Origin of the sequence: Nocardioides sp. Root240 (assembly GCF_001428825.1) — a bacterium.
Classification (GTDB): Bacteria; Actinomycetota; Actinomycetes; order Propionibacteriales; family Nocardioidaceae; genus Nocardioides.
Genome location: NZ_LMIT01000001.1, coordinates 159,113 through 179,217, shown reverse-complemented (window position 1 = coordinate 179,217; position 20,105 = coordinate 159,113). Strand labels below are relative to the sequence as shown.

Sequence of the window (20,105 nt, the reverse complement as noted above, 5' to 3'; positions counted from 1 at the left end):
GGGTCGAGCGGGTCGGTGTGGTGGGTGTTGACCTCGGCGCCGTCGGTGAGCCCGTCGTCGTCGGTGTCGGCGTCGTCCGGGTCGGTGCCGTGCGTCGCCTCGTCGACGTCACTGAGGCCGTCGCCGTCGGTGTCGGTCGGCGGGACGGGGTCGTCGTCGGAGCCGTCGAGCGGGTCGGTGCCGTTGTCGACCTCCGCACCGTCGGTCACGCCGCCGTCGTCGGTGTCGGCGTCGTTCGGGTCGGTGCCGTAGCCGGTGTCGGCGGTGCCGGCGCCGTCGGTGTCGACCTCCCCGCCGTCGGTGAGGCCGTCGTCGTCGGAGTCGGCGTCATCGGCGTCGGTGCCGTACGTCGCCTCGTCGGCGTCGCTGAGGCCGTCGCCGTCGGAGTCGGTCGGCGGCGCCGGGGTGCACTCGACACCGCCCGCGGGTGCGGTCGCGGAGGCGTCGGCGGGGGCGACCGCGATGTCCACGTCGGCGAGGGTCTGGGCCAGCAGGGTGACGCCGAGGCTCACCGAGAGCACGGCGTCCTGGGTCGCCGAACCCGTGGCTCCGGAGCTGGTGTCGTCGAAGGTGCCGATGCCGACGGACAGGTCGACGGAGGTGCCGACGATGCCGAGGTCGACCGGGATGCTGACCGGGGCGGTGTCGGTCGACGGGATGCTGGCGACGGTCGTGCTGCCGACCTTGACCTCGACGACGTAGTTGCTGCGGTCGGCCGATCCGGTGGTGCCGTCGGAGGTCGCCGTGGTCACGACGTCGTCGGACACGTGGATCGTGACCAGGCCGCCGAGCAGGGTGATGTCGCCGACGGTCGTGGTGACGGTCGAGGTGACGTCGTCGCCGCCCGAGGCGTCGGGGACCAGCGCGGTCCGGGTGACGGAGTCCACCGCGCCGACGTGGGCGACCGAGCCGAGGCCGAGGATGTCGACCAGGGTCACGCCGGCCGTGGTCGCCTGCGCCAGGCCGAGCAGGCGGTCGCCGCCGGCCACCGCCGGGCACGAGTCGTCCCCGGCGTAGTGCGCCGCCACGTCGCCGTGGACCACGGCGGCAGCGGCGATCGGAGCCAGTGGCACGGCGAGCAGGTCCTCGCCCGCCGGGTCCTGGTCGGGTTCCGCGGTGGCGGTGGTGTCGTCGACCGTGATCGGCAGGGTGAGCAGGCTGACGTCGACGTTGGACGCCTCCGCGGTCACGTCCGCGCTCGCGCGGCCGCTGTCGACATCGGTGGCGGCGTGGCCGAGGGGGACCTGGGCGAGGCTGCCGAGGACGCCGAGGCTCGCGCCGACGTGGACGAGGTCTCCGTGGGCGGTCGCGGCGTACGCCGCGGGCAGGGGAGCGGCGTGGGCGGAGGGGGCGGGGACGGCCAGGAAGAAGGCCGACGCCGTCGCGAGGGTGGTCAGCGTGCGCGCCGAGCGGCGCAGGTGGACAGGCGACATGGGACCCACTGTCAGGGGTCCCGAGACCACCGCACAGGGCTGGCACCCACCTCTGGCCGAGCGCTGGCCGAGGTGGTCCTCGGGGGCCATGCGACGCCTGGCCCGTCCGAGCCGGAACCTCCCGGGACCAAGGGCCCGGATGATCAGATCAGGTCAGCGCCGAAGATCGCCGTGCCGGGGGTGAGCACGCCGCGGACCCGCGACCACCCGCCCCACAGCCGGTCGTGGTCGGCCGGCCACTGCGGCTCGAGCAGCGTCGTCAGCCGGAACCCTCGGCCGGCCAGCAGCGCGACCCAGTCGCCGAGCGTGCGGTGGTGCTCGACGTACGACGTCGCGCCGGTCTCGTCGTCGACCTCGACGTAGGGCGTCCGGTCCCAGTAGGACTGCGATGCCGTCAGCCCGTCCTCGGTCGGGTCGTCGGGGAACATCCACCGCGTCGGGTGGGTGATCGAGAACGCGAACCGTCCGCCCGGGCGCAGCACCCGCGCGGTCTCCGCGACCGCCAGGTCGATCTCGGCGACGAACTGCAGCGCGCCGAAGGAGGAGAACACGACGTCGAAGCTGGCGTCGGCGAAGGGGAGGTGGGTCGCCGTACCGCGCACGCTGGGGACCACCACGCCGCTCATCTCGTCGATCCGGCGCGAGTGCTGCAGCTGGCGGTGCGACAGGTCCAGCCCGAAGGACCGTCCGCCCTGGGCGCGGATCCACCGCGAGCACTGGCCGGCGCCCGATCCGACCTCGAGCACGTCGCGGTCGCGGACCTCGCCCAGTATGCCCGCCTCGGCCTCCGTCAGGCCCTCGGGACCCCACAGGAAGCCGACGTCGCCGAGGAACTCGCCGTGGGTGGCCTGGTACTCGTCGGCGTACCGGTCCCAGTCGGCTCCGTTGGCGCTGCGCGACTCGTCCTCGTCGGCGTCGCGTCGGTGGGCGGTCACCGGTCGTTGGGGCCACTCCTGCACGTCGAAGAGAGTAGTGCCGTCAGTTGGACCGTCGGACGCCGGGACGGGTACTCTGGAATGTCTGTGTCCTCACAGGACACTGACGTGTGCCGCCATTCCGGCGGCCCGGCCCCTCTCGTGAGGGCAGCCGGACCCAACTACATCTGCCCATCCAAGGACTGTCCTTCTCTATGACCAGCACCCTCTCGACCCCGCTCTCGAGCCACTACGACGACAACGCGCCCCAGGTCGCGATCAACGACATCGGCTCCGAGGCGGACTTCCTCGCCGCGATCGACCTGACCATCAAGTACTTCAACGACGGCGACATCGTCGACGGCACCATCGTCAAGGTGGACCGTGACGAGGTCCTGCTCGACATCGGCTACAAGACCGAGGGCGTCATCCCCTCGCGCGAGCTGTCGATCAAGCACGACGTCGACCCGTCCGAGGTCGTCCAGGTGGGCGACAAGGTCGAGGCTCTCGTCCTCCAGAAGGAGGACAAGGAGGGTCGCCTGATCCTGTCCAAGAAGCGCGCCCAGTACGAGCGCGCCTGGGGCACGATCGAGGAGATCAAGGAGGCGGACGGCGTCGTCGAGGGCACCGTCATCGAGGTCGTCAAGGGCGGCCTCATCATCGACATCGGCCTCCGGGGCTTCCTCCCCGCGTCGCTCGTCGAGATGCGCCGGGTCCGCGACCTGCAGCCGTACGTCGGCCAGACGCTCGAGGCGAAGATCATCGAGCTCGACAAGAACCGCAACAACGTGGTCCTGTCGCGTCGCGCCTGGCTCGAGCAGACCCAGTCCGAGGTCCGCCACGGCTTCCTCACCCAGCTCCAGAAGGGCCAGATCCGCAAGGGTGTCGTGTCCTCGATCGTCAACTTCGGTGCGTTCGTGGACCTCGGCGGCGTCGACGGTCTCGTCCACGTCTCGGAGCTGTCCTGGAAGCACATCGACCACCCGTCCGAGGTCGTCACCGTCGGTGACGAGGTCACCGTCGAGGTCCTCGACGTGGACATGGACCGCGAGCGTGTCTCCCTGTCGCTGAAGGCGACGCAGGAGGACCCGTGGCAGCACTTCGCGCGGACCCACCAGATCGGTCAGATCGTCCCCGGCAAGGTCACCAAGCTCGTTCCCTTCGGCTCGTTCGTGCGGGTCGAGGAGGGCATCGAGGGCCTGGTCCACATCTCCGAGCTGGCCGAGCGCCACGTCGAGATCCCGGAGCAGGTCGTCCAGGTCAACGACGACGTCATGGTCAAGATCATCGACATCGACCTCGAGCGTCGCCGGATCTCGCTGTCCCTCAAGCAGGCCAACGAGACCACCGCGGCCGTCGACGTCGAGGAGTTCGACCCCACGCTCTACGGCATGGAGGCGACCTACGACGAGCAGGGCAACTACGTCTATCCCGAGGGCTTCGACCCGGAGACCGGCGAGTGGCTCGAGGGCTTCGACGAGCAGCGTGCGAAGTGGGAGGAGCAGTACGCCAAGGCGCACGCTCGCTGGGAGGCCCACGTCAAGCAGCAGGCCGACGCCAAGCAGGCCGAGATCGAGGCCGGCGAGGCCAACTCGTACTCGTCCGCCGCTCCGGCCGAGGAGACCGGCGGCTCGCTGGCCTCCGACGAGGCGCTCCAGGCGCTCCGCGAGAAGCTGACCGGCGGCAACTGATCCGCTGATCAACCGGTAGCAACACCGAAGGCCCCGACCTGCTGGTCGGGGCCTTCGGGTTTTTTCTGCGGAGGGGGCTCAGTCGAACCAGGTGACCTGGCGGCGGGGCGCCAGGCCGTCGTGGCGGACCCAGGCGACGAGCATGCCGAGGACCGCGATCAGCAGGAGCAGCAGGAGTGCGGTAGTCATGGCAGAAATCATGCTCTTGCCGCGATCCTGCCACCAGTGGCAGAAAAGCCGCACTGCGTTGATTTCCTGCCATCCGGGTGGGACAGTGGCCGGGTGGCCCTGACCAATGTCGCCGTGATCGCCTTCGACGGCGTCGCCCCCTTCGAGCTCGGCATCCTCTGCGAGGCCTTCGGCATCGACCGGACCGACGACGGCGTGCCCGCGATCGACTTCGCCGTGTGTGCCGAGGAGTCGCGCCCGCTGCGCACCTCGATGGGCTTCACCCTCCAGGCCGCCCACGGCCTCGACCGGGTCGCCGAGGCCGACCTCGTCGGCATCCCCGCGATCAAGGAGGAGGGCGCCTCGCCCGCCGTGATCCAGGCGATCCGCGACGCCTACGACCGCGGCGCCCGCCTGCTGTCGGTCTGCAGCGGCTCGTTCGTCCTCGGCGAGGCCGGCCTGCTCGACGGCCGGGAGTGCACCACCCACTGGATGCACACCGAGCGCCTCCAGGAGCGCTTCCCCGAGGCGAAGGTCATCCCCGAGGTCCTCTACGTCGACGCCGGGCAGGTCGTCACGGGCGCGGGCAGCGCCGCGGGCCTGGACGCCGCCCTGCACATCTGGCGCCAGGAGTACGGCGCCGCGGTCGCCAACACCATCGCCCGGCGCGCCGTCGTACCGCCCTACCGTGACGGGGGACAGGCCCAGTACATCGCCCGCGCGGTCCCCGACTGCGACGCCGACACCCTCTCGCCGCTGCTGACCTGGATCCTCGCCAACCTCCACGAGGACCACGGCGTCGAGGCGCTCGCCAAGCGCGCCCACATGTCCGCGCGCACCTTCGCCCGCCGCTTCCGCGACGAGACCGGTACGACGCCGCACACCTGGATCACCCGCCAGCGGGTCGCCGCCGCGGAGGAGCTCCTCGAGCGCACCGACCACCCGGTGGAGCGGATCGCGGGCGAGGTCGGGTTCGGCAACGCCGCCACCCTGCGCCACCACTTCGTGCGGGTGCGGGGCGTCAGCCCGCAGAACTACCGGCGCCAGTTCGCCTGCTGAGCGAGGCAACCCCGACCTGGCGAAACCACCCGCAGGACGCACGGGTTCGTGCGACGCTGGTCGCCGTTCTCGGGCGAGGGGGTGGTGGTGTGACGAAGGTGATGCAGAGGCGACTGTCGTCGGTCCTGGGCTGCGCCGTGGTGGCATCGCTCGCCTCCGTCGTCTCGGCGCCGTCGTCAGCGCCCGCGGCCGAGGTCGAGGACGGGCTCAGCGTGACGACGACCGCGCTCCCGCCGGCGCCGGACGCGCTGCCGATCATCAGCCTGGGCCTGGACGGGGCATGGGCCTACGCCGGGCTGAGGAAGAACGCCCGCGAAGGCACGCTGTACCGCACTGCCTCCGACGGCTCCGGCTCGTGGCAGCCGGTCGTCGACCCGGTCACGGAGCTGCCGCTGTCGTTCTTCGACGCCATCGCGCCGACCGTCGACAACGGGACGATCCTCGCGGCCCAAGCTCCGGACGAGAACGGGTGCGTGACCCGGTTGATCGCCGGGCCGTCGTCGGCACGCACGTTGGCGGGCTGCGGCGGTTGGAGTATCGCGGTGGGCGGTCAGGCAGTCACCCGGGTCGAGCCGAACAGCGGCTTTCCCTGGCGGGTCGAGGACCTCGCAGGCACGTTGCTCGACGAGGGTCCCGGCGACTACTCGTCCACGCAGGCACCTGCCGTCGACCACGGCGAGCTGGTGCGGTTCACCCCGGAAGGCCACCTCGTCACGCGGCCCGTCGGATCGTCCGCCTCGATTGCCGATCAGCTCCTTCCCAGCGCCTGCCCGGCGTTCGACTTCCTCGGCGTGCGCGACGGTTACGTCCTCGCTCCGTGCCCGAACAGCGGCCGCGTGAGCGTCCTGCTGAGGGCCGACGGAACGGCTCCGCCGCAGCCCATCGCCTGGCAGAACTGGGAGGTGGGCAAGGGATTCGCGGTCCGGCCGACCTGGTGGAGCGGCGATGAACCGGTCGGGGTCGAGGTGATCGACCTCGGCGCGGGGCGCTCGACGATGCGGATCCCGGGCGTTGCGGACGCAATGCCCTCGCCGGACAGGGGGAACTCCGCTGCCTTCGTGATGCGGACCGGCGCTGCGACGGCCCAGGTGGTGGCAGTGACGGGTTTGCAGCCGCCAGCCGCAGAGCCCGACACCGCTCCGCCCGTCATCGACGAGCTCACTGGCCCGGGGCCCGCACTGGTCCCTGGCGTCGACGACGCCAGGGTCTGCTGGACGGGCCACGACGTGGGGCGCCCGGGCGCCCTCGAGTACGAGGTGCAGAAGAAGTCGTGGCCTCCGGGCGAGGCGGAGCCGGCGTGGCCCGACGAACCGGGCGAGCGCTCCCTGGAGAGCTGTGACTGGTTGTACGGCACCGCCGGATCCACTCACTGCCTGAGGGTTCGTGGAGCAGACTGGGCGGGCAACGTCTCGGAGTGGGTGACGCGGTGCACCTTCCTCGACGGGGGCGCTCCCGACCTCGTGTGGCGTCCGCCGTACATCGGCACGATCGGGCGTCATCCCGGGCCGGCCAGCAGACCGGTCCGGCTCTCATGGTCGGCGTCCGACGACGATCCGTTCGCGACGGTCGCCATCGACTACCGGCTCGCGCCGAACGGTGCACCGGCGGGGCCGCGCGTGTCACCCACGGCGTGGCGTGCCATCCCGATCTCCACCACCTCGGTGACCCGGACCTTCCCTGCCGGATCGACGGTGTGCTTCTGGATCCGCGCCGTCGACCGCGCGGGCCGGACGGCGACACCGAGCTCGCTCCCGGTGCACCAGTGCACCACGATCCCGCTGGACGACCGCGCCTTCTCGCTGCGCGGTGCCGCGCGTCGAATGACCACTGCCTCGGCCTACGCCGGGACGGCGACCGTCCTGCGCACGACCCGCGACGAGATGGTGCGTCCGGGCGTGCTCGCCAAGATCGTCCAGGTGCGGGTCCTCGGAGTGCCGTTGTCGACCTGTCCGGTGGTGCAGGTCGCCCGTATCGCCAACCGGGCGTGCCGCAGGTACCGAGACGGTGACGCCACGGTGTACTGGTACCAGTTCTACAGCCCCGTTCGCGGAGCGCTCCGTGTTCGCTTGCGAACGCCGGTTCGAGGCGGGGTCCGGGTCGACGCGGTCTATCCGACCCACGGTTGAGGTGACAGTGTCCCTGCCGGACGGTCGGACCTGCAGGGACGAAGGTCCCGCGGGTCTCGGTTCGCCCTCGACCGGCACGTCCGCGGTGCGACGGTGGCCGGGTGTGGTCCCGCTCCCGCTTCCTCCTCCTCGCGCTCGTCGTCGCCCTACTCGGCCTCGGGCCCGTGCCGACGGCTCCGGCGAGCGCGGTCGCACCGGCGCTGACGGTCGCGCCGCGGCAGCCGGTCGTCGGTGACACGGTCCGGTTCCGGGCCACCCTCCCGACCCGCGTACGACGGCCGGTGCAGCTCCAGCGTTCGACGGCCGGCCGCTGGACGACGGTCGCGCGTGGCTGGGCCACCAGAGCTGGGCGGGTGGATGTGGGTGCGCGCGTGACGTCCGGACGGACGACGTGGCGCGTGGTGGCGCAGCCGTACCGGGGGCGGAGGGTGGTGACGACCCGGGCCGCGGTCGTCACGGCGGCCACCGAGGGTGTGACGCTGTCGACCTCGATCGTGGACGGCCGGGGCCGGGCGCGCGTCGTCGCGTCGCACCCGGTCGCTGGACGACCGGTCCAGCTGCAGGCGCGCACGGGCGCCGGTGCGTGGACGTCCGTCGCGACCGGTCGGTCGACGACGTCGAGCGCGACGGTGCTGACCTCGGAGCTCGCCGCGGTGCAGGGCCGGTCGCTGCGGGCGGTGCTGCCGGCGTACGGCGGGCGGGCGGCGGTGGCCTCGGCCGTGCAGGAGCCGCCGACGGTCGTGGTCGGCGCGGTCGCGGACGGCGAGACGGCGAGCGCGACCGCGACGACGACCGGGACGGTGCAGGCGGTGCGCTTCTTCCTCGACGGTGTCCTGCTCGCCACCGACACCCGGGCGCCGTGGACCGCGTCCTGGTCGCCGCGCGTGGGCCGGCACGACGTGGTCGCGCGGGCGATCGGTCCGCTCGACAGTGCGCTGAGCGACGCGGTCGACGTGACCACGACCGCCGCGCCGGTCACGGCGGACACGGGGGTGGCAGAGGGCTTCGCGATCGAGGTGGTCCAGGACGGGCTCGACCTGCCGACGAGTGCCGCGACGCTGCCGAGCGGCGCGGTGCTGGTCACCGAGAAGGCCGGGGTCGTGCAGGTCGTCGAGCCGGACGACGAGGGCGGCTGGTCGCTGCCCCGTCCGGTGCTGGACCTGCGCGAGGAGGTCGACGACGCGGGCGACGCCGGCCTGATCGGCATCGCGGTCGACCCCGACGCGGCCACCAACGGCCACGTCTACCTCAGCTACGTCCGCGACGACGGGACCGGTACGACGTCCGGCGCGGGCGACCGTCGTACCCAGCGCGTGGTCCGGTACACGTGGGACGGCGCCGCGCTCGGGTCCCCGCACGTGCTGCTCGGCGCGGGCTGCGCACCCGACGATCCCGCCGACACGGACGGCTGCCTGCCCCTCATCGGCGAGGCCCACACGGTCGGCGACCTCGCCTTCGACGACGCCGGGCGGCTGCTCGTCGGCGTCGGCGACGGCTCGCTGTACTACACGTCCGACGGCCTGCCCGGCCGGCTCGAGACGCTGCGCGCGCAGGACCCCGACGTGCTCGCGGGCAAGGTGCTCCGCATCGACCCGGCGACGGGCGAGGGCGTCCCCGGCAACCCGTCGTACGACGGCGACGGCTCCACCAACGCCTCGCGGGTCCTGGCGCTCGGTCTCCGCAACCCGTTCCGGTTCACGGTCCACGACGGCCACCTGGTGATCGGCGAGGTGGGGGAGGGCGCCACCGAGGAGATCGACCTGCTCGAGCTCGACGACGCCGACGAGCAGGACGAGGTCGCCAACTACGGCTGGCCGTGCCTGGAGGGCACCGCCGCGACGCCCCTCGGCGACGTGGCCGACGAGGACAACGCGTGGCACGCCTGCGCGCAGGTCCGTACCGGCGACGCGGCCACGCCGCCGGCGTACACCTATGCGCACACGGGCGCGGGCGGCTCGATCTCGGGCGGCGTCTTCCTGACCTCGGAGTCCTATCCCGCCGCGGTGCGGGACCGGTACGTGTTCGGCGACTACGCCCAGGGCTTCCTGCGCACCGTCGAGGTGGGCCACGGAGGCTCCGTGTCCGACCCGGCCCTGCTCGCCGACGCGAGCGCGGCCGCGGGACCGGTCAAGTTCCTCACCGGACCGGACGGGTTGGTCTGGTCGGTGTCGATCACGACCGGGGCGCTGCGTCGCATCCGGTGGACCGGTACGACGCCCACCGACCAGTGCGCGGTCGGCACCTTCCGGCGTACCTTCCACGACCTCGACGGCCCTGACTCGCCCTTCGACGCGGAGGTCGAGGAGGGCCCGTACTCCTGGTTGCAGCCCTACGCATCCGTCCAGCTCCCGGCCGAGACGCTCGCGCCGGCGACCTGCGAGCCGTCGATCCACCTGGACACCGACGCCTCGCCGTGGACGGAGGACGACGAGCGCGCCCACCCGGCCGACCGGTTCGGTACGTCGTGGCGCGGCCGCGTCGCGATGGACGCCGGCACCTGGCGGTTCACCGTCAGCGGCAGCGAGTGGGTGCGACTGTGGGTCGACGACCAGGTCGTCCACGACTTCTACTCGAACGCGTTCTGGGAGCTCCCGCTGCGCCAGCACGACGTCGTGCTCGCGCCCGGCCAGCACGTCGTCCGCGCCGAGCTCGTGCACGGCGATGAGGCCTCGGCGCGGGCCGAGGTGGGCTGGGAGCGCGTCGGCGGCCCGCCGACGGTCGCGCTGCAGGCACCCGCGAACGGCATCGTCGCCGGTGACGGCACGGTCCCGTGGCAGGTGGTGGTCGGCGATCCCGACGGCGACCCGGTCGAGGCGCTCGCGGCGAACACCCGCCTGGAGGTGGACTTCCTGCACTACACGGGTGACGGCTTCCACGCCCACCCGTCGTCCCGGATCACCGGCGAGCTGGCCGGGACGCTGGCCGTCAGCGACGTGCACGCGCCGGGCTCCGGCGTCGTCAGGCTGCGGGCGAGCGTGGTCGACGCGAGCGGGGCGCGGTCGGTGAGCGCGCCGGTCTACGTGTGCTTCCCCGGTGGCGCGGTCGGTCCCTGCGCGGAGCGCTGAATCAGCCGACGGGGGTGCGGTAGCCGCGGAAGACGACCTCGCGGCGCACCTGGAACCCGAGCCGCTCGTAGACCCTGATCGCCGAGGTGTTCGTCGCCGCGACGTGCAGGAACGGCCGGTCGCCCCGCGCGACGATGCCGCGGGCGACCTCGCCCACCAGGGCCGCGGCCAGTCCGCGCCCGCGCGCGACGTCCGCCGTGCAGACCGCGCTGATCTCGGTCCATCCCGGCGGACGCAGGCGCTCGCCGGCCATCGCCACCAGCCGGTCGTCGTCACGGACGCCGACGTACCGGCCCATGGCGTGGGTGCGCTCCCAGAACGGTCCCGGCCGCGTCTCCTCGACGAGCGCGAGCATGGCGGGCACGTCGCCCGCGCCGAGCTCCACCAGGCCCGGTGGCGGGTCGGCGAGCAGGTCGGCGCTCCCGACCATCTGGAAGCCCTCGAGCCGGAACACCGGGTCCCAGTCCGCCGGCGGTGTCGCCGGGGAGCTGAACAGGTCGGCGAAGCGGCCCGGGCCGAGCAGCGTCGCGAGGTCGTCCCAGTCCTGCGCCGTCGCATCGAGCGGGACGGTCGAGAACGTCGCCACCGCCCGGTCGTACGACGCCGCGCGCCCGGTCCGCCGCGCCAGGTGGGCATGCGCGCCGCGCAGCGAGCAGCCGACCGGGTCGTCGAGCGACGCGGCGGTGTTGTCGGCGAGCACGCCTCAGTCTTGCGTGCGGCGGCGCCGCTGCAGCTCGCGCCGCGCCGCCTCGATCCGGGCCCGCTCCAGCGGAGCCTCGCGGCGCGCGCGGATGGCGCTCGGCGTCCAGTCGTGGCCGAGCGCGACCAGCCACGGCACCCAGAAGCCCGCGAAGGCGAGCGGTCCGGCGAGGCCGTCCCACCACTGCCACTGGTCGCGGCTCACGATCACCACGACCATCACAGCCGCCAGCAGGCCCCACCGGACCTGGTGGAGCCGTTCGACGGGGTGGTCGAGCGCGGGCACGTCTCCATCGTGCATCGCGATCGCGGTCGGCGGGGGTCTTTTCGGCCAGACCCTGACCGGATCCGGTCATCGCCCTCATCTAGGTTGGTCCGGTGACCACCTCCATCACGGATCCCCACTCCCGTTCGCGACCGAACGAGGTCGTCGTCCGTCACCTCGGACTCGATCTCGACGTCGACTTCGCGACCCGGACGGTCAGCGGCAGCGCGACCCTCGACCTCGAGCACCTCGCTGCCGACGCGACCCGGCTCGTCCTCGACACCTGGCAGCTCGACATCGCCTCCGTCAAGGGTGCGGACGGCGCCGACCTGCCCTTCGAGCTCGGTACGCCGGACCCGGTCCTCGGCAGCGCGCTCACCATCGAGGTCGGTGCGGCCGACCGCGTCGTGGTGCACTACGCGACCAGCCCCGAGGCGCGCGCGATGCAGTGGCTCGAGCCGCAGCAGACCGCGTCGGGCAAGCCGTTCCTCTTCACGCAGGCGCAGCCGATCCTCGCCCGCACGTGGATCCCGTGCCAGGACAGCCCCGGCGTGCGGACCACCTACGACGCCACGGTCCGAGTGCCCGCCGACCTGCTGGCGCTGATGAGCGCCGAGAACCCGGTCGAGCGCTCGGCCGACGGGAGCTACCGGTTCTCCATGCCGCAGCCCGTCCCGTCGTACCTGGTCGCGCTGGCGGTGGGCGACCTCGAGTTCCGCCCGCTCGGCGACCGCAGCGGCGTGTACGCCGAGCCGTCCGTCGTCGACGGAGCGGCGTGGGAGTTCGCCGACACCGAGCCGATGATCGCGGCCGCCGAGCGGCTCTACGGCCCGTACCGCTGGGGGCGCTACGACATCCTCGTGCTGCCGCCGAGCTTCCCGTACGGCGGCATGGAGAACCCGCGGCTGACCTTCGCCACGCCCACGATCCTCGCCGGCGACCGGTCGCTGGTGACGCTCATCGCGCACGAGCTCGCGCACTCGTGGTCGGGCAACCTCGTCACCAACGCCACCTGGAACGACATCTGGCTCAACGAGGGCTTCACGGTCTACTTCGAGACGCGCATCGACGAGGAGATGTACGGCGAGGCCTACACCCACATGCTGCTTCGCCTCGGTCGCCAGGACCTCGACCGCGCCGTCGCCGACGAGGTGCCCCGCGACACCTGGCTCGAGCTCGACATGTCCTCGCGCGACCCCGACGACGGGCCGACGAAGATCCCCTACGAGAAGGGATCGCTGTTCCTGCGGCTGATCGAGGCGAAGGTCGGGCGCGAGCGCTTCGACGCCTTCCTGCGTGCCTACTTCGACCGCTTCGCGTTCGGCTCCATGGACACCGCGACCTTCCTCGCGTACCTGTCCTCCGAGCTGCTCGACCCCGCCGGCGTCACCTTCGACGACCTCCAGCTCGAGGCGTGGGTCCACGGCCCCGGCGTCCCGTCGAACGCTCCGGAGTTCGCCTCCGACGCCTTCGACCGCGTCGACGCCCAGGCCGCCGCCCTCGTCGCCGGGGGAGATGTGGCCGCGCTCGACACCGACGGCTGGGTCAGCCAGCAGTGGGTGCACTTCGTGCGCGCCCTGCCCGAGTCCGTCGGCTTCCCGACGCTCGCCGCGGTGGACGCCCAGTTCGGCTTCAGCACGAGCGGCAACATCGAGATCGCCACCGCGTGGCTCGAGCTGGCCGTCGCCTCCGGCTACGTCAACGCCTCGCCCGCCGTCGACCGCGCCCTCGCCGACTTCCTCACCCGGCACGGCCGGGCGCTCTACATCCGCCGGGTCTACGAGCGGCTGGCGGCGACCGAGCAGGGACGGCAGCGGGCGCGCGAGATCTACGCGACCGCGCGGGCGTCGTACCACCCGGTGTCGCAGGGTGTGATCGACCGGATCCTGGGCTGACCTGATCGCCGAGCCGGTGGGTCAGTGCTTCAGCGAGGGGTCCCACCGGTTCGCGATGAGCTTGAAGCTGGGCGTGTCGTCGAGCGAGGTCATCGCCTCGTAGATCCGCTCGTACTGCGTCGACGCGATCCGCCAGGCGCCGTCGGCGTCGCGGCGGTAGGTGTCGACGTAGTAGCCGCCGCCACGGATCTGCACCTTGAAGTCGGGGACGATGACGGTGTCCTCGAACGCCCACGACCCGGTGGCGGTGTCACCGTCGACGTCGATCTCGGGGTGGTTGGCGATGTGGATGGTGATGATCCCGAGGCCGAGGTTCTTCTCCATGTAGGAGGCCACGTCGGCCCGGTTGTCGAAGTGCAGCGGCTCGGCCATGGCCTGTGTGCCGTAGCGGGCGACGACGTCCTCGGCGAGGCAGTCGGCGAACTCGTCCCACTTCTTGAGGTCGAGGGTGCGGAAGTAGCGGTGCTTGAGGCGCTTGATCTCCTCGATCGCGGCAAGGTCCATGAGGGCACACTAGAACGTGTTCTACTCGACGTCGAGAGGATCAGCCGATCTGCTCCGCCAGGGCCACGACGATCCCGTCGGGACCGCGGACGTAGGCCATGAGCCAGGCGCCCTCGTGCTCGCCGACGCCACCGACGAGGTCGTAGCCGTCGGCGGTCAGCGCGTCCACCCGCGACCTCAGGCCGGTCACCTCGAAGCACACGTTGCGCAGGCCGAGCTCGTTGGCCATCGGCGCGGGCGAGCCGGTGGTGTGCGGGGGCCGGACGTAGGCCGCCAGCTCGACGCCCGTGCCGCCACCGGGTGGTCGCATCATCACCACCTCGACGCGCGAGTCGGGGATGCCGCTCACGACGTCGAGGAACTCGCCCTCGACGAAGGTGCGGCCCTCGACCTCGAGGCCCAGCGCGACGAAGAACGCCGTCGCGCTGTCGAGGTCGGAGACGGTGATGCCGACGTGGTCGAACTGCTTGATCGGGGACATGCAGGCATCCTGCTACGCGGGTCCGACATCTGGCGTGGGGGACGGCTCCTAGGCTGGCGGGATGAGCGACGTACTCGACGACGGTCCGTTCTTCCACGGTACGAAGGCCGACCTCGGGGTCGGGGACCTGCTGACCGCGGGCTTCCGGTCGAACTACCGGCCGGAGATCGTGATGAACCACATCTACTTCACCGCGCTCGTCGACGGCGCCGGCCTCGCCGCGGAGCTGGCGCCCGGCGATGCCGAGCCACGGGTCTACGTCGTGGAGCCCACCGGCGCCTTCGAGAACGACCCGAACGTGACCGACAAGAAGTTCCCCGGCAACCCGACGCGTTCCTACCGGAGCGTCGAGCCGTTGCGGGTCCTCGGCGAGGTGACCGACTGGGCCCGGCTCACGCCCGAGGCGCTGCAGGCCTGGCACGACCGGCTCGCCGAGCTGCGCGCCGACGAGCGGGGCGAGATCATCAACTGAGACGGGCGTCGCGGCGCAGCGCGAGCATGGCGATGTCGTCGTTGTGCTCGGGGGCGCGCGTGTTCTCGAGCACATGGTCCAGGAACTGCTCGAGGGGACCCGACGTCGGGCCCGAGGCGACCTGGGCCAGGCGGGCGAAGCCCGCGTCGATGTCCTCGGTACGGCGCTCGATGAGGCCGTCGGTGTAGCACAGGACCGTGGCCCCGGGCGGCATCGTCACGGCGGTCGGCTCGTAGACGTCGGCCCCGGCTCCGAGGGGCCGGCCGGCCCGGATGGGCACGAACTGCGCCGCACCGTCCGGGGACACCAGCAGCGGAGAGGGATGGCCCGCACTGGCGAGCACCAGCTCCCCGGTGCGCCGGTTGCCGACGCCGGCGACGACGGTCACCATGTGCCCGTCGAGCGCGATGTCGAACTGGCGGGAGCACTTCTCCAGTGCGTCCTGCGGGCTGTCGCCGTCGACGAGGTACGCGCGGACGGTGAAGCGTGCGCGTGCCATCTCGGCCACCGCGTCGATCCCGTGACCCGAGACGTCGCCGACGACGAAGGCGAACCCGTCCTCGCCGACGCCGACCACGCTGTACCAGTCGCCGCCGATGTCGATGCCCTGCGCGCCCGCGACGTACTTCGCGGCGACCTCGTAGCCGGGGAGAGACGGGATCGTGGCCGGCAGCAGGGCGTTCTGGAGCCGGACGGAGAGCTCGCGCTGCTCGCCGTACAGGGTGTCGACGCGCTCGTAGAGCCCGGTGATCGTCCGGGTGTCGCTCTCGGCCCGCCGACGAGCACGCAGCAGCTGGCGGGCGAGGACGAGGGCCAGCGCCGTCAGGATGGGGATGCCGAACCCGAGCAGCCACGGCAGCTGTTGGCTCAGCGAGCTGCCGAGATGCTCGCGGGGCCGGGTGGTGAACGTCAGCGCGTTGTCCCCGAACGGGATGCTGACCGACTTGGTGAGTCCCTCGAGGGGCAGCTCAGAGGGGTCGACGTCGGTCAGGGCGAGGTCCTCCTCGCTCGTGCTCTCGCCGAGGTAGACGGAGTAGTCCAGGCCTGCGAACCCCGAATCGGTGTCGACCGGCGCTCGCCGCGTCGCCGGGAGCACCCGCTCGGTGGACACCGCGAACCCGGCCTCGGCGTCGGCGAGCGCGAAGACGATGCGCGTCTGCCGGCCGTCGTGGACCCACTCCACCGCCATCGTGCCCGAGGCGTACGCCCGGCGCAGCAGCCCGCGCGTCACCGCCCCGGTGACCGATGCGCGGGACCGGCCGCCCACGGCGGCGATGCGACGAAGACCCGCGGCGTCGCGGGTCCACAGGGCGCCGGACTGGAACAGCTTGTCGGGCCCGACGTTGCGGGTGAAGCGCTCGGCGAACACCTTGCGCCGGCGCTCGGGCAGCACGCTCGCGGCCACGTCCAGCGCGGACGCCATCGGCTCCTGGAAGCTGTTCGTCGCGATCCCCAGGACCGTCGCCGCCTGGTTGGTCTGGACCTCCAGCAGCCGCCGCTCGTTGCTGCGGTCGGTCCGTACGGCCAGCGTCACTCCCAGCGCGGTCGCGACCAGTCCGATCAGGATGATGGTGACCGACACCCGTTCCCTGCGGCGTTCGCCCGGTACGGGCGTGACGGGTGGCGCGGCGCTGGTGGCGCTCAACCCGACGCCCTCACGTCGCCGGTGTCACCCTCGACCTCGAAGAGCTGGTGCACGCCGGTCACCTGCAGGATCCGCCGGGTGCCGGCGCCGAGCGAGGCGAGGGTCAGACGCTTGCCCGAGTCCGCGGCCAGGCGACGGATCCGCAGCAGGATGCCGAGCCCGCTGGAGTCCATGAACGACACCTCGCTGAGGTCGAGGCGCAGGTGTCGGCAACGGTCCAGTCCGTCCGTCGCGAGGGCGAGGAACTCCTCGGTCGAGGCGATGTCGACCTCGCCGGCGACCCGGATCACGCACAGGTCGTCGTCGGTCTGCTCGTTGAAATGCGCCATCAGCACTCCTCGAACCGCTACTGCGTGACGCCCGGCCCGTGTCTGGACCGGTGATCGGGAACATACTCCACGGGACGTGCCGATGCGAGCGCCCACGACACGTCGAGTGCGGAGTAGGTTGCGACCAACCAGAAGCGACCCGGCCCCGGACCGGGGTACTGGAATCGCGATTCGTGGGCAGCGGAGTGGGGGTGGTGACCATGACCGAACCGTTCCGCTCGTTCACGGTTCCGCTCGAGCCCACGGCGGTGGGGGAGGCGCGTCACCGGCTCCGCGACGTGCTCGGACGGGCGGCGGTGCCTCCTGCGGTGATCGAGGACGCGGCCCTCGTGCTCTCCGAGCTCGTCACCAACGCCATCCGGCACGCTCGTCCCACCCCGGCCCAAGAAGCGGTGGTGGAGGTGAGCCTCGCCGGGGCCGCGCTCCACCTGGCCGTGACCGACGGCGGCGGCGCCCAGGTGCCCGTCCCGGTCTCGGCACCCCTCGCCGACCCGGGCGGACGAGGCCTCGCGCTCGTCGACCTCCTCACGGACCGGTGGTGGTGGGAGAACACGGCAGGTGGCCGGACCGTCCATGCCGTGCTGGGCCTGCCGGCCGCGCGGTGAGGGCTCGGCTCAGAGCGCCTTCTCGAGCAGCGTGAACTCCAGGTCGTCGCGGCGCGGGAGCCCGAACCGCTCGTCGCCGTACGGGAACGGGGTACGGCGGTCGGTGTCGACGTACCCGCGGCGCTCGTAGAACGCGATCAGGTCGGTGCGCTGGCGGATCACGGTCATCTCCATGACGCTGCACGCCCACCGGCTGCGGGCCAGCTCCTCGGCGTACGCCATCACCTGCTTGCCGAGCCCGCCGCCCTGGCGGGTGGGGTCGACGGCGAACATGCCGAAGTAGCAACGCGAACCGCGACGCTGGACGTGGCAGCACGCGGCGAGCGCGCCGTCACTCTCCGCGAGCACCAGGACGCTGTCGGGAGCGGTGATCGTGGCGAGGACGTCGTCGGGGCCGGTGCGCTGGCCGTCGAGGAGGTCCGCCTCCGTCGTCCACCCGGAGCGGCTGGAGTCGCCACGGTAGGCGGAGTGGACCAGCGTCACGATCGCGTCGACGTCGTCCTCGGTGGCGGCGCGGAACGTGGGCTGGCCGGTCATGGGGGGATCCTAGGGTCGCGTCAGTGGGCCGGTGTCCGGCAGGCCGTCGTACGACGGCAGGTCGGGTCCGTTGACGGCCCGCTCGATCAGGGAGTTCATCGCCTCCATGTCCGGTTCGGGGCCGGGCTCGGTGGCGGTGAGCATGTCGACGTGCATCCGGCCGATCTCCTGGTTGGCATCGACGTAGTCGCGCATCCGCTCGCGGTAGCCCGCGAACCCGGCCGCGGGGTCCCAACCGGCCGCGGCCAGCTCGCCGGCCAGCAGGTAGGCGCCGACCATCGCGAGGCCCGTCCCCGCGCCGGACATGGGCGACGCGCAGAACGCGGCGTCGCCGATGAGGCCCACCCGGCCACGCGACCAGTCGTCCATCACGACCTGGGCGACCTGGTCGAGGTAGAAGTCCGGGGCGTCGTCGACATGGGCGAGGATGCGCGAGGTCTTCCAGCCGAACCCGGCCATCTGCTCGTGCAGCAGGCGCTTCTGGGCGTCGAGGTCGCGGTGGTCGATCGCGAAGTCGGGCGCGGGGAACGACAGCATCGCGATCGCCTGGCTGTCGTCGGGGACCGGCCGCAGACCGGCCCAGCGGCCCGCCTCTTGGTGGTCGTACATCCAGCCGTCCAGGCCGAACTCGTTGGGCACGGTGAAGAACGCCAGCACCAGGCCGAGGTGGCGCACGAACTCCTCGCGCGGCCCGAAGACCATCCCGCGCAACGACGAGTGCAGGCCGTCCGCGCCGACCACGATGTCGAAGCGCCGTCGCTCCCCGCTGGCGAGCACGACGTCGACGCCGTCCGCGTCCTGGGTGAGCTCGGTGATCCGGTCGTCGAAGAGGTACTCCACCTGCGGGCTCGTGTCGTCGTACAGCAGCTGCGCGAGGTCGCCCCGCAGGATCTCGATCTCGGACACGTAGCCGTCGCCGTCGTTGTCGTCGGCACGGTAGGTCTCGAGCACGTTGCCCTCGGCGTCCACCGAGTAGGCACCCTTGGTGTCGGTGCACGCCGCCCGTACGGCGGCGTCGAGCCCCATCCGCCGGATGACCTCCTTCGCGACCCCGCGCGCATCCACGGCCTGCCCGCCCGGTCGGAGCCCCGTCGCCTGCTCCACCACGGTGACCGTGGCTCCGCGCCGGTGGAGCCAGTGCGCCAGCGCGGGTCCGGCGATGCTCGCGCCCGACACCAGCACCTTGATCTCAGTCATCCGTGGTCCTCTCGGCCCGCGCGTGGACGGGTCTTTCCCTGCCTGTGATGTGTGGACGACGAGTACGACACCCTGCGCCGCCCATTCTCATCGGTTCCACCCGCCGCCCTCAGTGCTCAGCCGGAGAATCGTGGTCTCCTGATCTGGGCAAGGGTCCGCGTCGGGCGTCGTGTCGAGCGGTATCGCCATGCCAGGCGGATCGAGTCGATCGGATGGCGGCGGAGCCAGTGTCGGTCGCTCAGGAACCGGGCCACGACCTGTAGGCCGAGCTCAGCATGTGGGTCGTCGCCCTCGGCGTCGACCAACCCACGAAGACGATCGAGCACCACGTCCACGGGCTCGCCCTCGGCTGAGCGAAACAGGTCGTGCCATTCGGCGTGCTTCTTCGCGGCTGCGTCGCGATGGGCACGGATGTGCGCCTGCTGGGAGCGCAGCTCGTCCCGGATCGGCGTCGGCCAGCGGTCGACGTACGGCTGCAGCCAGGCCTCGTGCCAGGCGGGATGCTCGAGGAACGCGATCGTCACGCAGTTCGGCGCGTAGGTCGCGCCTTCCTCATCGAGGGCGGGCAGGAGTGCGGTCACGATCCGCTGCCCGACGGTCTCCTCTCCGGCGCGGTAGGCCTCGACCGCGAGTCGGGACGCGGTCTCGCAGACGTCGAAGGCGTCCGCGTGGCCCCATCGGCGTTCCGACGCGGTGATCGCCTCGCGCAGCTCGGGCACCTCGCGAAGGTGGAGGAGGAGACGGTCGCGACTGGTCATCTCCGAGCGGTCCGGGTCGGACCTGCGCCACCCGTCATCGATCGGCTCGTCGTCGCCCGGCCCTCGAGCAAGGTGAGGTGTCCGCACGGACACGGGAAACGACGCATGCGGCCATTCTCGAAGGGGTGGGACCAGACCTTCAAGCGAGATGTCACGATGGTCGGGAACGGCGCAGCCAACGCTCCGCGTCAGGCCGCGATCCCGTAGTGGATGACTTGTCGTGTCCATATGTCCACGCGCCCTGGTGGGTCGTCGTCTGGGA

The 20,105-nt window shown here is 72.0% G+C and carries 18 protein-coding genes; 7 read left to right on the top strand and 11 right to left on the bottom strand.

What is annotated here, in order from left to right:
* Both ASE20_RS00825 and ASE20_RS00820 read right to left on the bottom strand, forming a co-directional pair.
* The coding region (locus tag ASE20_RS00825) for a hypothetical protein (RefSeq protein ID WP_414858370.1) at positions 1 to 1,433 on the bottom strand (1,433 nt) is incomplete at its 3' end.
* 143 nt (positions 1,434 to 1,576) lie between these two features.
* Positions 1,577 to 2,392 (bottom strand): class I SAM-dependent methyltransferase, encoded by an 816-nt coding sequence (locus tag ASE20_RS00820; protein WP_082612033.1) that lies wholly within the window; start codon positions 2,390 to 2,392, stop codon positions 1,577 to 1,579.
* A gap of 170 nt (positions 2,393 to 2,562) precedes the next feature.
* On the opposite strand from ASE20_RS00820, the gene rpsA reads away from it, so the two are divergent.
* The 4 genes from rpsA (at position 2,563) to ASE20_RS00800 (ending at position 10,456) form a co-directional block, all read left to right on the top strand.
* On the top strand, positions 2,563 to 4,038 hold the full coding sequence (gene rpsA / locus ASE20_RS00815) for a 30S ribosomal protein S1 (protein ID WP_056892638.1): 1,476 nt from the start codon (positions 2,563 to 2,565) through the stop codon (positions 4,036 to 4,038).
* A gap of 282 nt (positions 4,039 to 4,320) precedes the next feature.
* Positions 4,321 to 5,265 (top strand): GlxA family transcriptional regulator, encoded by a 945-nt coding sequence (locus ASE20_RS00810; RefSeq protein ID WP_318655568.1) that lies wholly within the window; start codon positions 4,321 to 4,323, stop codon positions 5,263 to 5,265.
* Between the two features lie 89 nt (positions 5,266 to 5,354).
* Positions 5,355 to 7,391: a hypothetical protein gene (locus tag ASE20_RS00805; protein WP_056892637.1), complete on the top strand. Its 2,037-nt coding sequence runs from the start codon at positions 5,355 to 5,357 to the stop codon at positions 7,389 to 7,391.
* A 101-nt stretch (positions 7,392 to 7,492) separates the two neighbouring features.
* The gene (locus tag ASE20_RS00800; protein ID WP_056892636.1) at positions 7,493 to 10,456 is read left to right on the top strand and encodes a PQQ-dependent sugar dehydrogenase; all 2,964 of its coding nucleotides are present in this window, start codon (positions 7,493 to 7,495) and stop codon (positions 10,454 to 10,456) included.
* A gap of 1 nt (position 10,457) precedes the next feature.
* Here ASE20_RS00800 and ASE20_RS00795 read toward each other — a convergent pair whose 3' ends face one another.
* Together ASE20_RS00795 and ASE20_RS00790 are read right to left on the bottom strand one after the other, a co-directional pair.
* Complete coding sequence (locus ASE20_RS00795) at positions 10,458 to 11,156, bottom strand: GNAT family N-acetyltransferase (protein ID WP_056892635.1); 699 nt, start codon at positions 11,154 to 11,156, stop codon at positions 10,458 to 10,460.
* A 3-nt stretch (positions 11,157 to 11,159) separates the two neighbouring features.
* Positions 11,160 to 11,441 (bottom strand): hypothetical protein, encoded by a 282-nt coding sequence (locus ASE20_RS00790; protein ID WP_056892634.1) that lies wholly within the window; start codon positions 11,439 to 11,441, stop codon positions 11,160 to 11,162.
* Between the two features lie 92 nt (positions 11,442 to 11,533).
* On the opposite strand from ASE20_RS00790, the gene ASE20_RS00785 reads away from it, so the two are divergent.
* The gene (locus tag ASE20_RS00785; protein ID WP_056892633.1) at positions 11,534 to 13,315 is read left to right on the top strand and encodes a M1 family metallopeptidase; all 1,782 of its coding nucleotides are present in this window, start codon (positions 11,534 to 11,536) and stop codon (positions 13,313 to 13,315) included.
* Positions 13,316 to 13,336: 21 nt separating this feature from the next.
* Here ASE20_RS00785 and ASE20_RS00780 read toward each other — a convergent pair whose 3' ends face one another.
* Positions 13,337 to 13,819 carry a nuclear transport factor 2 family protein gene (locus ASE20_RS00780; RefSeq protein ID WP_056892632.1) on the bottom strand — a complete coding sequence of 161 codons (483 nt, stop codon included), beginning with the start codon at positions 13,817 to 13,819 and terminating at the stop codon, positions 13,337 to 13,339.
* Between the two features lie 40 nt (positions 13,820 to 13,859).
* Entirely contained in the window at positions 13,860 to 14,300 is a 441-nt protein-coding gene (locus ASE20_RS00775; protein ID WP_056892631.1) for a VOC family protein, read from the bottom strand.
* Between the two features lie 61 nt (positions 14,301 to 14,361).
* Here ASE20_RS00775 and arr point away from each other — a divergent pair, with 61 nt between their 5' ends.
* Positions 14,362 to 14,772: an NAD(+)--rifampin ADP-ribosyltransferase gene (gene arr, locus ASE20_RS00770; protein WP_056892630.1), complete on the top strand. Its 411-nt coding sequence runs from the start codon at positions 14,362 to 14,364 to the stop codon at positions 14,770 to 14,772.
* Here the strand turns inward: arr and ASE20_RS00765 are convergent.
* Both ASE20_RS00765 and ASE20_RS00760 read right to left on the bottom strand, forming a co-directional pair.
* On the bottom strand, positions 14,765 to 16,417 hold the full coding sequence (locus ASE20_RS00765) for a PP2C family protein-serine/threonine phosphatase (RefSeq protein ID WP_157538365.1): 1,653 nt from the start codon (positions 16,415 to 16,417) through the stop codon (positions 14,765 to 14,767). The two genes, arr and ASE20_RS00765, sit on opposite strands and share 8 nt — an antisense overlap.
* Positions 16,414 to 16,746 (bottom strand): STAS domain-containing protein, encoded by a 333-nt coding sequence (locus ASE20_RS00760; protein WP_056892628.1) that lies wholly within the window; start codon positions 16,744 to 16,746, stop codon positions 16,414 to 16,416. The genes ASE20_RS00765 and ASE20_RS00760 overlap by 4 nt, the downstream gene beginning before the upstream one ends.
* 200 nt (positions 16,747 to 16,946) lie before the next feature.
* Between ASE20_RS00760 and ASE20_RS00755 the strand changes: the two genes are divergently transcribed.
* Positions 16,947 to 17,351, top strand: a complete 405-nt coding sequence (locus ASE20_RS00755; protein ID WP_157538364.1) for an ATP-binding protein — start codon at positions 16,947 to 16,949, stop codon at positions 17,349 to 17,351.
* Positions 17,352 to 17,360: 9 nt separating this feature from the next.
* Here ASE20_RS00755 and ASE20_RS00750 read toward each other — a convergent pair whose 3' ends face one another.
* The 3 genes from ASE20_RS00750 to ASE20_RS00740 form a co-directional block, all read right to left on the bottom strand.
* Entirely contained in the window at positions 17,361 to 17,888 is a 528-nt protein-coding gene (locus ASE20_RS00750; RefSeq protein ID WP_056892626.1) for a GNAT family N-acetyltransferase, read from the bottom strand.
* 9 nt (positions 17,889 to 17,897) lie between these two features.
* Complete coding sequence (locus tag ASE20_RS00745) at positions 17,898 to 19,085, bottom strand: FAD-dependent monooxygenase (RefSeq protein ID WP_056892625.1); 1,188 nt, start codon at positions 19,083 to 19,085, stop codon at positions 17,898 to 17,900.
* Between the two features lie 116 nt (positions 19,086 to 19,201).
* Complete coding sequence (locus tag ASE20_RS00740; RefSeq protein WP_157538363.1) at positions 19,202 to 19,804, bottom strand: hypothetical protein; 603 nt, start codon at positions 19,802 to 19,804, stop codon at positions 19,202 to 19,204.
* Positions 19,805 to 20,105 lie beyond the last annotated feature (301 nt).

What these genes read in the sequence shown, in the direction of transcription:
- ASE20_RS00750 (WP_056892626.1), bottom strand. Translation starts at nt 17,888, where the DNA reads ATGACCGGCCAGCCCACGTTCCGCGCCGCCACCGAGGACGACGTCGAC.
- ASE20_RS00760 (WP_056892628.1), bottom strand. Translation starts at nt 16,746, where the DNA reads ATGGCGCATTTCAACGAGCAGACCGACGACGACCTGTGCGTGATCCGG.
- ASE20_RS00775 (WP_056892631.1), bottom strand. Translation starts at nt 14,300, where the DNA reads ATGTCCCCGATCAAGCAGTTCGACCACGTCGGCATCACCGTCTCCGAC.
- rpsA (WP_056892638.1), top strand. Translation starts at nt 2,563, where the DNA reads ATGACCAGCACCCTCTCGACCCCGCTCTCGAGCCACTACGACGACAAC.
- ASE20_RS00780 (WP_056892632.1), bottom strand. Translation starts at nt 13,819, where the DNA reads ATGGACCTTGCCGCGATCGAGGAGATCAAGCGCCTCAAGCACCGCTAC.
- ASE20_RS00755 (WP_157538364.1), top strand. Translation starts at nt 16,947, where the DNA reads ATGACCGAACCGTTCCGCTCGTTCACGGTTCCGCTCGAGCCCACGGCG.
- ASE20_RS00745 (WP_056892625.1), bottom strand. Translation starts at nt 19,085, where the DNA reads ATGACTGAGATCAAGGTGCTGGTGTCGGGCGCGAGCATCGCCGGACCC.
- arr (WP_056892630.1), top strand. Translation starts at nt 14,362, where the DNA reads ATGAGCGACGTACTCGACGACGGTCCGTTCTTCCACGGTACGAAGGCC.